Origin of the sequence: Mycobacterium sp. 141, from assembly GCF_000382405.1 — a bacterium.
Classification (GTDB): Bacteria; Actinomycetota; Actinomycetes; order Mycobacteriales; family Mycobacteriaceae; genus Mycobacterium.
On the sequence record NZ_KB908256.1, the window covers coordinates 144,784 to 160,246 of the forward strand.

Annotated in this window: 14 protein-coding genes and 1 tRNA gene; 7 read left to right on the forward strand and 8 right to left on the reverse strand. The window is 64.2% G+C overall.

The genetic code is table 11. The features are described 5' to 3' along the window. Positions 1 to 291: 291 nt before the first annotated feature. Both H276_RS0103420 and H276_RS24470 read right to left on the reverse strand, forming a co-directional pair. Complete coding sequence (locus H276_RS0103420; protein WP_019969905.1) at positions 292 to 1,119, reverse strand: alpha/beta fold hydrolase; 828 nt, start codon at positions 1,117 to 1,119, stop codon at positions 292 to 294. Between the two features lie 380 nt (positions 1,120 to 1,499). After that, positions 1,500 to 1,640, reverse strand: coding sequence for a hypothetical protein (locus H276_RS24470; RefSeq protein ID WP_155942937.1), 141 nt, complete (start codon positions 1,638 to 1,640; stop codon positions 1,500 to 1,502). Between the two features lie 186 nt (positions 1,641 to 1,826). On the opposite strand from H276_RS24470, the gene H276_RS0103430 reads away from it, so the two are divergent. From H276_RS0103430 to fahA, 4 genes are read left to right on the forward strand one after another with little or no spacing between them, the layout of a single operon-like run. Next, positions 1,827 to 2,090 (forward strand): PaaI family thioesterase, encoded by a 264-nt coding sequence (locus H276_RS0103430; protein ID WP_019969908.1) that lies wholly within the window; start codon positions 1,827 to 1,829, stop codon positions 2,088 to 2,090. 51 nt (positions 2,091 to 2,141) lie between these two features. Then, entirely contained in the window at positions 2,142 to 3,359 is a 1,218-nt protein-coding gene (gene hppD, locus H276_RS0103435; RefSeq protein WP_026356543.1) for a 4-hydroxyphenylpyruvate dioxygenase, read from the forward strand. Next, positions 3,359 to 4,681, forward strand: coding sequence for a homogentisate 1,2-dioxygenase (gene hmgA, locus H276_RS0103440; protein ID WP_019969910.1), 1,323 nt, complete (start codon positions 3,359 to 3,361; stop codon positions 4,679 to 4,681). The genes hppD and hmgA overlap by 1 nt, the downstream gene beginning before the upstream one ends. Further along, positions 4,678 to 5,997, forward strand: a complete 1,320-nt coding sequence (fahA, locus tag H276_RS0103445; protein WP_019969911.1) for a fumarylacetoacetase — start codon at positions 4,678 to 4,680, stop codon at positions 5,995 to 5,997. Before hmgA ends, fahA begins: the two co-directional genes overlap by 4 nt. Positions 5,998 to 6,014: 17 nt before the next feature. Here fahA and H276_RS0103450 read toward each other — a convergent pair whose 3' ends face one another. After that, a complete protein-coding gene (locus H276_RS0103450) occupies positions 6,015 to 7,043 on the reverse strand; it encodes a glycoside hydrolase family 6 protein (RefSeq protein WP_369758393.1) in 1,029 nt (342 codons plus the stop codon). A 37-nt stretch (positions 7,044 to 7,080) separates the two neighbouring features. On the opposite strand from H276_RS0103450, the gene H276_RS0103455 reads away from it, so the two are divergent. Further along, positions 7,081 to 8,598 carry a TldD/PmbA family protein gene (locus H276_RS0103455; protein ID WP_019969913.1) on the forward strand — a complete coding sequence of 506 codons (1,518 nt, stop codon included), beginning with the start codon at positions 7,081 to 7,083 and terminating at the stop codon, positions 8,596 to 8,598. After that, complete coding sequence (locus H276_RS0103460; protein ID WP_019969914.1) at positions 8,595 to 9,953, forward strand: metallopeptidase TldD-related protein; 1,359 nt, start codon at positions 8,595 to 8,597, stop codon at positions 9,951 to 9,953. Before H276_RS0103455 ends, H276_RS0103460 begins: the two co-directional genes overlap by 4 nt. Positions 9,954 to 10,002: 49 nt before the next feature. On the opposite strand, the gene H276_RS0103465 is transcribed toward H276_RS0103460, so the two are convergent. Then, positions 10,003 to 11,208: a serine hydrolase gene (locus tag H276_RS0103465; RefSeq protein ID WP_019969915.1), complete on the reverse strand. Its 1,206-nt coding sequence runs from the start codon at positions 11,206 to 11,208 to the stop codon at positions 10,003 to 10,005. A 122-nt stretch (positions 11,209 to 11,330) separates the two neighbouring features. Between H276_RS0103465 and H276_RS0103470 the strand changes: the two genes are divergently transcribed. Further along, a tRNA-Ile gene (locus H276_RS0103470) sits at positions 11,331 to 11,404 on the forward strand. A gap of 58 nt (positions 11,405 to 11,462) precedes the next feature. Here H276_RS0103470 and H276_RS0103475 read toward each other — a convergent pair. The 4 genes from H276_RS0103475 to H276_RS0103485 all read right to left on the reverse strand — a co-directional run bounded on the left by H276_RS0103475 (position 11,463) and on the right by H276_RS0103485 (position 15,441). Continuing rightward, a complete protein-coding gene (locus H276_RS0103475) occupies positions 11,463 to 12,230 on the reverse strand; it encodes a nucleotidyl transferase AbiEii/AbiGii toxin family protein (RefSeq protein WP_019969916.1) in 768 nt (255 codons plus the stop codon). Then, complete coding sequence (locus H276_RS0103480) at positions 12,227 to 12,868, reverse strand: type IV toxin-antitoxin system AbiEi family antitoxin (RefSeq protein WP_019969917.1); 642 nt, start codon at positions 12,866 to 12,868, stop codon at positions 12,227 to 12,229. The genes H276_RS0103475 and H276_RS0103480 overlap by 4 nt, the downstream gene beginning before the upstream one ends. A 62-nt stretch (positions 12,869 to 12,930) precedes the next feature. Then, positions 12,931 to 13,263, reverse strand: a complete 333-nt coding sequence (locus H276_RS25595; RefSeq protein WP_196807826.1) for a tyrosine-type recombinase/integrase — start codon at positions 13,261 to 13,263, stop codon at positions 12,931 to 12,933. 507 nt (positions 13,264 to 13,770) lie between these two features. Further along, a complete protein-coding gene (locus H276_RS0103485) occupies positions 13,771 to 15,441 on the reverse strand; it encodes an acetolactate synthase large subunit (protein ID WP_019969918.1) in 1,671 nt (556 codons plus the stop codon). Between the last annotated feature and the right edge of the window lie 22 nt (positions 15,442 to 15,463).

Below are 15,463 nucleotides of genomic sequence, written 5' to 3' on the forward strand. Positions count from 1 at the left end.
CTATACGAAGCATCTGCATTATTTGCAACGCGGTCGGACGATCGGCTTGGAAATGAGAGTGAATCCGCTGTTGGGAGCGGTTTGCGGAGGAGGGGGCGCATGGCTGAGAGGCCCTTCGTGGTCTGATTTCGAAGCGAGGCAACCGGCAGGGCCGTGTACCGGTCAGTGCTTATCCAGGTCGAGGCTGCGTCAAACTCGCGAAGCTGCGCGGGTGGAGGTCATCGTGGCCGAACTCGGTTCTCGGCTCAGCCTGCTGCGTCCTGGGCCGCTACGCGATTGCGGGCGCAATACCTAGAGTCGATTGTTGCCCAATGTGTTTCGAACGATCTCATTGATGACCTCCGGCTGCTCGATCCAGCACAGGTGCCCCGCGCCGTCAAGTGTGACGACGGAGGCCTGGGGAAGCCGGCGCGCGAGATGAGCCGCGTTTTCGTACGGCAGCACGCGGTCGGCAGTGCCGTGCACGATCACCGCGGGCTGGCTGATCGGTCCTCGTTGCAATCCACGACTCAGATATGAGGCGCATGCCTGGTACTGCGACCGCCAGCAGGCGACCGGCGTACTGGCCTGCAACCGCAGCTCCAACAACTCGTTGAACTGCTCAGGATGTGCGTCAACCCATCCCGGCGCGAATGACAGCGGCATGGTCGCGCGAGCAAATCCCTCCGAGCCCAGAGACGCCGCGGAAGTCCAGGCATTTCGTATGGCCAACGGCACCGGACGTGAACCCAAACCACCACTGGTGGTCGCTACCAGTACCAACGAAGACACCGCTTCCGGGTGACGCAGAGCGAGTGTCATGGCGATGTAACCGCCCATCGACGTCCCCACAATGTGCGCCGGACCCGCCGCGCATTGCCGCAGCACATGGTAGGCATCGTCGGCCATCTGGGCAATGGAATACGGACCAGCGGGCTTGTCGGAACGTCCCGTGCCCCGGTTGTCCATCAGCAGTACCCGAGCGACCTCGGAGAGTGGTTCGACCTGGTAATGAAATGACCACGAGGCGTATCCGATGCCGGGGATGCACAGAACGTCTTCGCCGCTACCGGATTCGGAGACGAACAGACTTGTCCCGTCGGCTGCTACGGCTTCGCGATTGCGGATGTCGACTCTCACGGACGGTCACCCCTGGTGGGCGACGACTCGGTCATCGCCAGCACGGCTCCGTGCAGAGATTCGGTCGAATAGCTAAATGAATTGCGCCCCAACACCATTGACTTAGTGAGATTTTGTCGGTATGTCATCGCGGTACCTTCTTTCTCGCTACGGTCTCTGGGCCGGCTCCGATGCGGTTGATCTTCTCTTCGACCGTGGTAGCGGCGAAGTGTGCTGGCGACTCACTGGCTGTCATTTTAGAAAGTCCCTGACGGCTCGATATTAAAGGGTTACGCATTGAACGAGTCGCCGACGCTACTCCGTAGAACCATGAGTCTGCAGAGTCTCCGCAATGCTGTTGTAAGTTCGAGATCTGAGGCGACACGGTTGCTAGTCGAGTGCTACTGACGGGACTCCTGGGCGGCTTTGATGTAAGCGGCGCTGACATCCTGGATGAACTGCGCATGAGCGGAAGCAAGAGTCGATACCCAGTCCAATTGGCTGGCTCCAGCGACCGTTTCCTGCGTCTCTTCGGCCGCCACGGCGTCCATTATCGAAACGCACTGGGCCCTTGTGGGTTTCGTCGACTACGAGTTGTCTGACCGCGTGGTGGCAGGTCCGGGGGCTGCCACCCTGGGCTTTGGGCCGCCAATCGTGAGTCTGGGAGTCGGCAACGTGGCTGCTTATTCGCGGGCTCTTCGACAAGCGAAACCGAGACGAGCGCGTGGGTGTTGGGCGGCTTTCTGTCTGCGATGCTCTACGACACCGTCGGGCCCGCGTTGCTGGCGACGCTGACAGCCGGGCAGTTCATCGAGACCCTGGAACTTCACACGACTTTCGTGCGTCCGGCAACGACGGGACGGCTGATCGGCCATGGTCGGGTCGTGGCGGTGAGGGCGATGGTCGCCGAGCTTGGCGGTACGCTTCAGGACTCCACGGGTGAGGTTGTCGCCACCGCAACCGCGACTGCGCGGATCGTCGAACGCGCCTGAGCCCACAGCACTCGTTCCGGCACTACCATGGGGCATGGAACGGATGCCATCATGACCGACCAGATCGATTTGAGTGAGCAGGAAAAGCAGGCTGAGCTCGACCTCAACCAGCTCAGACAGCTTGTCGGCCTGGTCGATTACGACCAGAGCCATGATCCCTTTCCCGTCAATGGCTGGGACGCCATCGTTTTCGTAGTCGGCAACGCCACTCAGGCCGCTAGCTATTACCAGTCCACCTGGGGCATGGAGTTGGTTGCCTACTCGGGACCGGAGAACGGCAACCGGGACCATAAGGCGTTCGTGCTGCGGTCAGGTTCCATCCGTTTTGTCCTGAAGGGCGCGGTCAGTCCCGACAGCCCGCTGGTGGCCCACCACGCCAAGCACGGTGATGGCGTCCTCGATATCGCACTCGAGGTTCCTGACGTCGACAAGTGCGTCAGTCAGGCCCGACGAGCCGGCGCGACGGTGTGCGAGGAACCGCACGACATGTCCGACGAACATGGCACCGTGCGGGTCGCGGCCATCGCGGCGTATGGGGAAACCCGGCACACCCTTGTCCAGCGCGAGGTGGACGGCATTCGGTACGACGGTCCCTACCTGCCGGGATACCAAGCGGCAACGGGCACTTACGCCCGGCGCGACGATAAGTCCGGGCGGCTTTTCCAGGCGCTGGACCACATCGTCGGCAATGTCGAGCTGGGCAAGATGGATGAGTGGGTCGACTTCTATCACCGGGTCATGGGTTTTGTGAACATGGCCGAGTTCATCGGCGATGACATCGCCACCGACTACTCGGCGCTGATGTCCAAAGTCGTCGCCAACGGCAACCATCGCGTCAAGTTCCCGCTCAACGAACCAGCAGTCGCCAAGCGCAAGTCCCAGATCGACGAGTACCTGGAGTTCTATCGCGGACCGGGGGCACAGCACCTCGCGCTGGCCACCGACGACATCGTGCGCAGCGTCGACGAGCTACGCAGCAGAGGTGTGCAATTCCTCGATACTCCCGACGCTTACTACGAGGATCCGCAACTGCGTGCCCGCATCGGCGAAGTCCGGGTACCCGTGGACGAACTGCACAAACGCGGCATCCTCGTCGACCGGGACGAGGACGGATACCTGCTGCAGATCTTCACCAAGCCGCTGGGGGACCGGCCGACGGTCTTCTTCGAGCTCATCGAGCGGCACGGGTCACTGGGCTTCGGGAAAGGTAACTTCAAGGCCCTGTTCGAGTCGATCGAGCGTGAGCAGGAAAAGCGCGGCAATCTCTGATGACCGACTACCTGTCCGGCTTTGGCAACACCTTCGAAAGCGAGGCATTACCGGGCGCATTACCGGTCGGCCGCAACTCGCCGCAGCGCTGTGCCTACGGGCTCTATGCCGAGCAGCTCAGCGGATCACCGTTCACCGCGCCGCGCGCCCACAACGAGCGGTCCTGGCTGTATCGGATCCGGCCCAGCGTGGCCCACTCAGGCCGGTTCACGGCCGTGACCACCGAGCCCGGCAGCCCCACCGGCGGTGTTGCGCATTGGCGTTCTGCGCCCGATGACGCTCCGCCCGTCCCCATCGCCCAAATGCGTTGGAACGCATTACCAATACCCGACGAAGACACGACGTTCATCACCGGTGTTCGCACGATCACCACCGGCGGCGACGTCGGAACCCGCACCGGTTTCGCCTGCAGCGTCTACACCGTCACCGCCTCGATGGTGGACAGCTACTTCTACAACGGCGACGCCGAGATGCTCTTCGTTCTGGAACACGGGAATGTCCGGTTCTGGACCGAATTCGGCATCATCGATGCCGAGCCCTGCGAGATCGTCGTCATCCCGCGCGGGGTGAAGCTGCGTGTCGAGGTGCCCGCCGGACCGGCCCGGGGCTACCTGTGCGAAAACTACGGCGGAGCATTCACTCTCCCCGAACGAGGGCCGATCGGCGCGAACTGCCTGGCGAATTCCCGCGATTTTCTCACCCCCGTCGCGGCGTATGAGGATCGCGACGTCCCGTCCACCCTCTATGTCAAATGGGGCGGCACGCTGTGGCAGACCGAGCTGAATCATTCACCGCTCGATGTTGTTGCCTGGCACGGGAATTACGCACCGTACAAGTACGACATGCGGCGCTTCTCGCCGGTCGGTCCCGTGCTGTTCGATCACGCCGACCCGTCCATCTTCACCGTCTTGACCTCGCAGAGCGAGACACCGGGAACCGCCAATGTCGACTTCGTGTGCTTCCCCGAACGGTGGATGGTCGCCGAGGACACCTTCCGGCCGCCGTGGTACCACATGAACGTCATGAGTGAGTTCATGGGACTCATTCGCGGTGTGTACGACGCCAAACCCGATGGCTTTGTGCCGGGCGGCTTCAGCCTGCACAACGGCATGATGCCGCACGGCCCCGATGCCCAGGCCTTCGAAGCCGCCAGCACCGTGGCGCTGAAACCGGTGAAACAGGAGAACACGCTGGCCTTCATGTTCGAAACCCGGTTCCCCCAAAAGGTCACGCGTTACGCGGCGGATGTTCCGCAACGGCAGCTGGATTACGCGGACTGCTGGAGCGGTCTGGTCAAACGATTCGACCCGAGCCGGCCGTGACGCCACCGAGTTCCACACTCGATTTCACGCACGATCCGAACCGACGCAGCTGGGTTGCCTCCGCGGGACCCGACAGTGATTTTCCCCTACAGAACCTCCCGTTCGGAGTGGTGGCCGGTGTGGCCGAGGAACCGCACGGTGTCGTCCGCATCGGCGACGCCGTGCTTTCCCTGCGTCAACTGGCGGAATCGGGGTTGCTCACCGAGCCGGCCCAGGCTGCCGCCCATGTCGCGGCTGCCGGCACCCTCAATGAACTGTTCACCTCGGGCACCGCACCGCGGGTCGCGCTGCGCAGAGAGCTTCACGCACTGCTCGTGGAAGGTGCACCGCACGCGCAATCCGTCGCCAAGTTCCTGACCCCTGTGTCGGAGGTCGACATCCTCCTCCCTGCCCACGTGGGCGACTACACCGACTTCTACGTCGGAATCGACCATGCGCGCAACATCGGTGCGTTGTTTCGGCCCGACGATCCTCTGCTTCCCAACTACAAGTGGGTCCCTGTGGCCTACCACGGACGGGCCTCCAGTGTCCGGGTCAGCGGCACCCCGGTCATCCGTCCGCACGGCCAGTTCAAACTCGATCACCAACAGGTGCCCACGTTCGCGCCGACCCGTCGTCTGGACCTCGAACTGGAACTGGGGGTGTGGATCGGACCGGGAAATCGTCTGGGCGAGCCGGTGCCTCTCGACGACGCCGAAGACCATGTTGCCGGCTACTGCCTGCTCAACGATTGGTCCGCGCGCGACGTGCAAGCCTGGGAGTACCAACCGCTGGGCCCGTTCCTGGCGAAGAACTTCGGTACCACCGTCTCACCGTGGGTGATCACCCCGGAAGCGTTGGCGCCGTTTCACATTCCGGTGACCCGGCCCCCCGACGACCCGCAACCGCTGTCCTATCTCGACAACCCTGAACATCGCGCCCACGGCGGACTCGACGTCGACTTTGAAGTGCGCATCCGCACTGCTCGTATGCGCGAGACCGGCGCGGCGGCCTACGTGATCTCGCGTTCCTCCAGCCGGCACATGTACTGGACCGTGGCACAGATGATCACCCATCACACCAGCAACGGCTGCGACCTGCGGCCGGGCGACCTGTTGGGCAGCGGCACCCTGTCCGGCTCAGAACCCGGCTCCGCCGGCAGCCTGATGGAACTCAGCCACGGTGGCAACAACCCCGTCACCCTGCCGAACGGTGAGACCCGCACTTTCCTCGAGGACGGTGACGAGATCACTTTGACCGCGCATGCCCAGCGGCCGGGTGCTGTCACCGTGGGTTTCGGCGAGTGCGTCGCGGTGGTGCAGCCGGCCACTGCCTGAGCGGCCCACCGATGGCTCTAGTGGCCCGCGTTGCGTACCAGGTCGACGGCGTACTGGTTGACGAAGGTGCCGGCAGACGGTTCGCCGGAACCGCACGAGCCGTCGGATTCACCGGGACGCTTCACCCACAGGAAGGCGTCGACGTTTCCGTTTCCGGTCGCCGTGGTGGGCGCGGCACCGAGTGCCCGGCCGCTGGGGTTGCACCAGTACATGTCCCCGCCCGCCGGTCCCGCACCGTTGCGCGAGGTGTCGATGACGTAGGGTTTGCCGCCGACGGCGCCGGAAATCGCGTCGCCGTAACCGATTTCCTCGTCGGTGGTGAAGAAGTTCGCGGTGTTGAGGCTGAAGCCCCGGGCTTTGGCCACACCTACCTGGTTGAGCCGGTCGGCCATCTCCGGGGCGCTCACCCAGCGCGAGTGCCCGGCGTCGACGTACAGGGCGGTGGCCGGATTGCGGGTCAACGTATCGACGGCGTAGCTCATCAAGTCGAAGCGTTCCTGGCGCTGGGCGCTGGACAGACAGTCGGCCATCGCCAGAGCATCGGGTTCGAGGATGACCGCAGCCGGTCCGCTTCCGATGGCGGCTGCGACGCCGTCGATCCAGCCCTTGTAGGCATCCGCGGAGCCGAACCCACCCGCAGCGTAGCTGCCGCAGTCGCGATGCGGAATGCCGTAGAGCGCGAGGATCGGCATGGTGCCGGCCGCCTGCGCCGTGGCGATGTATTTCGAGTCGACCGCGAGGCTCGACACGTTGTCCATCCAGTACGCCGTCGGTGTGTTGGCGATGGCATCCAGCTCAGGACTGCCCGCGCCCTTGGCGGCACGCATCGCCTTCGAGTCGGGGTTGACGTAGAAGGTCTGTCCGGCCAGCGGATTGCCGTCACTGACCAGGCGTATCGCCGGGCCGGTGACCTGAGTGGTCTCGGCGGCAATGCCCGCGCATGCAACGGCCGCAACCGCCAGGGAAGGGACGATCCATCGCGCGACCGCACCGGTAGCAGAGGAAATCACCCCTGAAACATATTTGGGCGACGCAACGAGCGCCAATCGCTGCGCGGCGGAGTGGGGCCGATACCGTGAAGAGGTGACAGCTCAGCGACGTGTCGATGCCGACTTCCTCGCGTTGCCCCGGTTCGAGTTGGCCGATGCCGCATTGTCTGCTGCGCTGGCTGCCGGCGCCACATATGCGGATCTGCGGATTCACCGGGTCACCACCGAGATCATCCAGCTCCGTGACGGAGAACTGGAGACGGCGGTGGTCAACCGTGAGGTGGGCCTGGCGGTACGGGTGATCGTGGACGGTACCTGGGGGTTCGCCTCGCATGCCGAGCTGGATCCGGCGGTAGCTGCCGCGACCGCTCGGCGGGCGGTTGCCGTGGCGACGACGCTCGCGCCGCTGAATGCCGAACGCATCGAGCTGGCGCCCGAACCCGTCTACACCGACGTGGCGTGGGTGTCCAGCTATGGCATCGATCCGTTCCTGGTGCCGTCGTCGGACAAGATCGTCGTGCTCGACGAGTACTCCGGGCGGTTGCTGGCCGCTGACGGTGTCGACCACGTGTCGGCCGGGGTACACGCGGTCAAGGAACAGAGCTTTTATGCCGATACTTTCGGCTCGTCGATCACCCAACAGCGGGTCCGGGTGCAGCCGACCCTGGAGGCCATCGCTGTCGACCCTGCCGCCGGGTCCTTCGAAACCATGCGCACCCTCGCGCCGCCGACGGCGCGCGGGTGGGAGGCGGTGGCCGGTGACGAGGTATGGGATTGGTCCGGTGAGCTGGCCCAGCTCCCGGTGCTGCTGACCGAGAAGACCAAGGCACCGTCGGTGGTTGCCGGTCCTACCGACCTGGTGATCGACCCGTCGAACCTGTGGCTGACCATTCACGAATCGATCGGTCACGCCACCGAATACGACCGGGCGATCGGTTACGAAGCCGCCTACGCTGGAACCTCGTTCGCCACTCCCGACAAGCTCGGCACCATGCGATACGGCTCCGAGGTGATGACCGTGACTGCCGACCGCACTGTGGAATTCGGTTTGGCAACAGTCGGTTTCGACGACGAGGGAGTGCGGGCGCAATCGTGGGACCTAGTCCGCGACGGCATCTTCGTCGGCTATCAACTCGACCGGGTGTTCGCACCGCGCCTCGGTCAAGCCCGGTCCAACGGTTGTTCGTATGCCGATTCACCCCACCACGTGCCGATCCAACGGATGGCCAACGTGTCGCTGCAGCCTGGTGCCGATGGTCTGAGTACCGAAGACCTGATCTCGCGAGTGTCCGACGGTCTCTACATCGTGGGTGACAAGAGCTGGTCGATCGACATGCAGCGGTACAACTTCCAGTTCACCGGTCAGCGGTTCTATCGGATCCGCGACGGCCGGCTGGACGGCCAGGTGCGCGACGTCGCCTACCAGGCCACCACGACCGACTTCTGGGGTTCGATGGAAGCCGTTGGGGGACCGTCGACTTGGCGACTGGGCGGGGCATTCAACTGCGGTAAGGCCCAGCCCGGTCAGGTCGCGCCGGTCAGCCATGGTTGCCCCAGCGCACTGTTTCGCGGCGTCAACGTGCTCAACACCCGGACGGAGGCGGGCCGATGATCGGTGCACAGCAAGTCATCGAAATCGCGCTGGCCGCTGCCGGGCCCGACGAAACTATAGTCCTGGTCACCGACCGTGCGGACGCTGCGTTGCGCTGGGCAGGCAATTCGATGACCACCAATGGCGAGTCAATCAGCCGCACCACCACCGTGATTTCTATTGTGCGCCAAGGAGATAAGGCGTGCGTCGGATCGGTGCGGTCCGCCGAGGTGGATCCGGCCGTGATCCCGGATCTGGTGGCCGCTGCCAAGGTCGCCGCGCTGGCTGCCCCGCCGGCCCGTGATACGGCACCACCGCTTCCGGCTGATTGTTTACCTACCGACTGGGATGAGCCGGTGCCGGGTACCGGTGCGCAGGTGTTCGCCGGGGTCGCCGCCGATCTGGCGCGCGGCTTCGGCAGATCCGACCGGCTCTACGGATACGCCCGACACATCGTGGAGACCACTTTCGTGGCGACCTCGGGTGGGTTGCGCCGACGCTACACGCAGCCGACGGGATCGGTGGAGATCAACGCCAAGCGGGACGGGGCCAGTGCCTGGGCCGGGGTCAGCACACCGGATTTCGTTGCTGTGCCCGTTGATTCGCTGCTCGATGACCTCACACTGCGGCTCGGCTGGGCATCGCGAACAGTCGAGCTTCCGGCCGGTCGGTACGAGACCATAATGCCGCCGTCGACGGTTGCCGACATGATGATTTACCTGACGTGGACCATGGACGGTCGCGGTGCGCAGGAGGGCCGCACGGCGCTCTCGGCGCCCGGTGGCACCCGGGTGGGGGAGCGCCTCACCGATCTGGGTCTGACGCTGTATTCGGACCCCTATGCGGAAGCGTTGGCGTGCCAGCCTTTTGTGGCGGTGGCCAGTTCGTCGGAGCGGACGTCGGTCTTCGACAACGGGATGGGCATCAGGCGGGTCGACTGGGTCCGCGACGGGGTGATCAACGCGCTGGCCTATCCGCGAGCCGTTGCCGCCGAATACGGGGTCCCGGTGACCGCGGCCGCCGACAATCTGCTGATGACCGGCGGTTCGGCCGAGCTGGCCGACATGATCGCCGGCACCGAGCGTGGCCTGTTGCTGAGCACGCTGTGGTACATCCGCGAGGTGGATCCGACGGTGCTGCTGCTGACCGGGCTGACCCGCGACGGCGTCTATCTGATCGAGGACGGCGAGGTCACCGCGGCAGTCAACAACTTCCGCTTCAACGAGAGCCCGCTGGATTTGTTGCGGCGGGCCACCGAGGCCGGCGTGAGCGAGGTGACGTTGCCTCGGGAGTGGGGCGACTGGGCCACCAGGGTGGCCATGCCGACCCTGCGGATTCCTAACTTCCACATGTCGTCAGTAAGCCAGGCCCAGTAGACGCCGCGCGGGCGGCCTCGCCGACGGCGGATACCTTGCTCGCGGAGGTTCAGCTGAGATTGAGACCCGTGTAGATCTCGTCCAGCGCGGTCGGCACCAGCGCGTTGGCGGTCGTCCTGCCGTCCGGGGACAGCGTCAAATTCGTCCAAATGACCAGCGCCACATTGTTATCCGGATCGAATCCCATGAACGAGTTGAAGCCGGGCATCTCCCCGCCGTGGTAGTACATCGCTGCGTTGGGTCCGTAGCGCTGGTAGCTGATGCCGTAGCCGTACCGCTGGTCATCCGGCTTGGCCGGGTCCTCGGGCCGCAAGCTGGTCAGCCACTGCTGTTGGTAGTCGGCGTCGAAGACCTTGCCGGTCATTAAGGCGCGCATCCAGGTGGCCAGATCGTCGGCGGTGGAGATCGCGCCCCCGGCCGCCTGGGCATATGACGGGTTCTGGTGGGTGTAGTCGATTGGTTTGAGAGTGCCGGCTTGTGCTGCTGCGACCATGTCGGCCGGATAATCCTGGTCAATCATGGCGTACAGCGTCGTTCCGTACATATAGCCGTGCGCATATGGCTCGGGCAGGGCTGTGTCGTCCGCACCAGGCAGTGTGGTGCCCTGCATGCCGAGCGGAGCGAACAGGCGGTCATGCAATTGCTCGGCCAGCGGCCGACCGCCGACCTTCTCGGCGACCAGGCCCAGCAGCGCGTAGTTGGTGTTGCAGTACTCGTAGGTGCTATCCGGCGGGGCACTCGTCTGGTGCGCGAAGGCGATTCCCAGCACCTGCTGCGGTGTCCACGCTTTCGCCGGGTCGGCGTCGAGCGCTACCGAAAGCTCGGGAGCGTTGGTGTAGCAGTAAAGTCCGCTGCGCATCGTCAACAGGTCGGCGAGCGTGATCTTCTCACCGTTGGGCACGCCGGGAACGTAGGTCGATATCGGGGCGTGGAGGCTGAGCTTGCCGTCCTGGGCAAGAAGCACGATCAGTGCAGCCGTCATGGTCTTGGTGTTCGAGGCGATCCGGAAGTGCGTGTCGGGCTGCGGCGGCGTCTGTGCGCCGAGTTCGGTGGTGCCGACCTTCGCGGTGAACGTGCCCTGCGGGGTCTGTATCAACACCAGTGCGCCCGGCACCCCAAGCTTGTTGGCGGCGTTTTCGACGACCGTCTGCAGGTGCGTGGGGTCGATGGTCTTGAGCGCAGTGGTACGCGTCGTCGAGCATCCGGCGACTGCGAGGGCAAGGCATGCCGCCAGTACGACCCGCAAAGCTGTCATGCATCATGGTCGCTCGTCGTGCCACCGGACGTGCGCGAATGGCGATTCGCGTACGCTTCCCTGCGGCCTCCGGTCGTCAGCTGTCGACGGTGTGGGACCATGGGTGCCGCACAACTGTGCCCGGGGCGGTAGCTCAGTCGGTTAGAGCCGTGGACTCATAATCCATTGGTCGCGGGTTCGAGCCCCGCCCGCCCCACTTCAGCCCCAGTCCGACTTCAAAGGCTGTTACAAGGTCAGTCTTTCGTCGGCGACGCTTATTCAACGTCTATGCGGCCCGCTGATCTGTGCCCCCATGCGTTCCGCACGGTGCGTAGGGCATCCTGTGGTGAGACTGTGAGGCGGGTTTGGCCGGCGAGCTGGTTTTGCCATTCGGCCTCGGATGGCGCTTTCGTGAAGTCGTGGGGTGCGGGCGGCTGGTTAGTCGGGCCGTAGCGCCGGTAGAGATCTTCGGCGGTGGCATTAATCGCGCCCAGGTGACTGAGCGCCCAGAGGTCCCATAGATCGCGGGAGGCGTGGCGGTCGACCCATGTGGCGGTCTTGGATGCGGCGAAGGCGGGCAGCGTGGGTACCAGCAGCTCGGCGGCGGGGGCATCGGCATACCGCTGGACCAGGGTTCGTCGCTCTGTCGGCCACACTATTCGGTCTCGGGACGAGAGCAGTTGAAGCCGCACTGTCAGGCCGTCGGAGGTGCGGAGGATTGCAGGGCGGGTGTCGGGAACGCTGCTGAGCGGTGGGTCGGGGGTGAGTCGCCCGTGAGTGCGGGCGAGTGCGCGGGGCAGGGTGGCGTCCAGATTGGCAGCTACGGGCTTGCGGTCGCCGACTGCGATGAGGTCGATGTCCTCGCTCAGCCGCCCGTTCGGGAGGTGGGTCCGGGCGAGCGCGGTTCCGCCGATCAAGTGAATTCGGTCGCCAAAGTCCCGGCTCAGGAAGGCAAGGAGATGGGAGATGAGGTGGTCGCGCTCAACTTGTTCGGTCGCGACGCCAAATTGCTCAGCGATGGTGGTCTTTTCGTCGATGTTCACTGGCGTGCCCAGGTTTCCGCCCGTTCCAGTGATGCTGTGCGTTTCTGCTCGGTCGCCAAGGCCTGTAAGTGGTCTTTGTCGCTGCGCTCATAAAGTACTGCGACGGCGCTTGGGATATCGATTTCGGCATCGCCTAGTTTGGGGCGGTGGGCAAGGTCCAAGAGCGTCTGTTCGGGTGTGGTCACTAGCGTAGGGCCGAGCTCAGTGTCGTAACGCTCGGCGTCCAATCCTTTTGTGTTTCGTTTGACGAACTGGACGGCCGCAGGGCGGTCAGATAGTGTGATGCGGCGGTGCTGCTCGGGGACGGCTACAGTCGCGGTGGCCAGCGCGCGCGGAATAGCTCCGTGCAGCCGGGCGGCGCTGACTCCCATGACGACGATGTCGTCCGGCCCGTAGATTGCCGAGGCGATGCCCGCCGCCGCGGTTTCCAGCCCTGGCATCCAACTGCGCCCCACCATGTCCTGCGGCACGACGACGTAGTATCCGTCGGTTAATCGGTGCAACAAACCACGTTCGTGAAGACGCGCCACTTCAGCAGCGGGATGGGCGTACGTGTGTTTCGCCTGCGCCGTGCGGAAGGTGCCGAGCGCATGCGCGGCCAAGCTGGCGGGGACCGCTGTACTGTGCTTCTGCCCCATAATTGCTCCTTGAGTATGCAAATCATAGGCTAATAGCCTACGAAATGCATACTCGTGGTCAGCTATCGTCGTCCGTGTGCACCGTTCGGTCCAGGAGGTCGGCCACCTGGGAGTGCATTCGTGTACCGGTCCTGGGTCATCGACACGTGGCTGTGCCCCAGGTGATCGGCGCCGATGCGAACCGACAAACCCTCGTCATCGATGAGCGTCGCGAGCGTCTTGCGGAAGCTGTGGGGACGCCGAGCTGATCGCGCGCGGTGCGCCACTGTGCGGCAGAGTCGTTCGAATCGCGCAACGTGCCTGCGGTGGATGGGAAAATCACCGCCTGCTCGCCAAAATAAGGCAGCTCGTGCCGTCGCAGAAGCATCGCGATTGCGAACTGTGGCAGGGACCACCGCTGTAGGCCGGCGTCGCGGTTGTCGACCAGCAGTACCGTGCAAATTTCGGAGATCGGGCGAACCGGTAGTCCAACTCTATGTGTCATGACCCAGACGGGGTATGGACGTCGGTGTGTTCTTCAAGTGTGTCAACGAGCTTCGCCATTGGCTTGGGCATGCCTTGGGCGGCACCGGGTCCTTGAGAAGAGCGACGGGCCCATCCGGGCGCATGGTGTTGTGTGCCCGGGTTCGAAACGGTATCGGAAAGTCACGACTACCTGAGGTTTTCGCAGCCAAACGATGTGGAACTGCCAGTCATAGGGTTCACCTTTTCGTTGTGTAGAAATGCGGGAATCCGCAAGTACACCAGTGACTCTGATGATGGCACCGTACTTGAGAGATTCGCGCGTCCTGCCCCTCGGCGAGGGCGAGCAGGTTGACGTTGGCACTCAGCGGTCTGGTGACGGCATACGGTGGCTCGGTGCCCATGGCACTCAGGACCGCAGCTCTGATGTTCATCAATGGTCATACCTCCGAAGACGCGGGGATACGCTGCTGGAGCTCCTCGACGAGCACCCGGGCGTTCTCCGAGTAATCGACCGGAACAACGACCAGGTGCACACCCCCGCGTTCGAACGCAGCCTCCAGAGCCGGCACGAAGTCCTCGGTGGCCTCCACCCGCGATCCGGTGGCACCGTAGGCTTGCGCGTAGGCGACGAAATCGGGGTTTCCGAAGGTCATTCCGAAGTCGTGGAACTGTTCGACGGCCTGCTTCCAGCGGATCATCCCGTAGGCGTTGTCCTGGATGATCAAGACCACCAAGTTCAGTCTCAGGCGCACAGCGGTTTCCAGTTCCTGGGAGTTCATCATGAATCCGCCGTCGCCGCAGACGGCCAGAACCCTGCGTCCCGGGTATTGGATGGCGGCCATCATCGCCGACGGCAGCCCGGCACCCATGGTCGCCAGTGCATTGTCCAGCAGCAGTGTGTTCGACATCGGGGTGCGGTAGTTGCGGGCAAACCAGATCTTGTACATGCCGTTGTCGAGTGCCACTATCCCGTCGGCCGGCATCACCTTGCGGACATCGGCCACAATGCGCTGTGGGGCAAGCGGAAACCGGTCGTCGTCGGAACCTTCCAGAACCCGGCGCAAGATGCCCTCCTGCAACGGCAACAGGGCCGGCCCGTTGGGCAGCTGGCCGTCGAGCCGGTCGGCCAACATGAGCAGGCTCGGCCCGATGTCGCCGACGATCGAAGCGTGCGGGAAGTACACCTCCTCCACGTTGGCCGCGGTGTAGCCGACGTGAATGACCGTTGGCCCACCCGGACCCATGAGGAACGGAGGCTTTTCGACGGTGTCGTGGCCGATGGCCAGGATCAGGTCGGCCCTGTCGATGGCATCGTGCAGGTAGTCACGCTCCGACAGTGCCGCGGTGCCCAGCCACATATCGTCGACGGAGCGCCCTAACAGGGTGCCCGACACCACGCCCTTGCCCATTTGGGTGCTGAAGAACGGAATCTTGTTGCGCGCCAAGAACTCCCCGAGTACCGCACCCAGCCGCGGGCGGCTCGCCGCTGCGCCCAGCATCACCAGCGGACGCGACGCACCACGGATCATCTCCGCGGCCAGATCCAGCGCCGCGGGCCCGGCCACCGGCAGCTCGATGGAATGTGGTGCGATCAGGGGAACTTCCGGACCCAGTTCGCCCGCGATGTCCTCGGGCAGTTCCAGATGCACTGCGCCGGGCCGTTCCTGGCGGGCTATCCGGAAGGCCTCGCGCACGATCGCCGGAATGCTCGAGACGCTGGCGATCTGGCGGGAGAACTTGGTCAGCGGCTTCATGGTGGCGACCATGTCGACGATCTGGAAGCGGGCCTGCTGGCTGCTCTTGATGGCTTTCTGGCCGGTGATCAGGATCATCGGCATGGCGCCCAGCTGTGCATAGGCCGCACCGGTGGCCAAGTTCAACGCGCCCGGACCCAAGGTGCTCATGCACACTCCAGGTCGACCGGTCAGCCGGCCGTAGGTGGCGGCCATGAAGGCCGCGGACTGCTCGTGGCGGGTGACCACCAGCTGGATATCTGATCGGCTCAGCGAGTCGACAGTGTCGAGGTTTTCTTCGCCGGGTACCCCGAAAATGCGCTCTACGCCTTCATTTTGCAGTGCAGCGACAAACAGGTCGGAACCCTTGATCATCAGTCATCCCTTAGGTGAATGG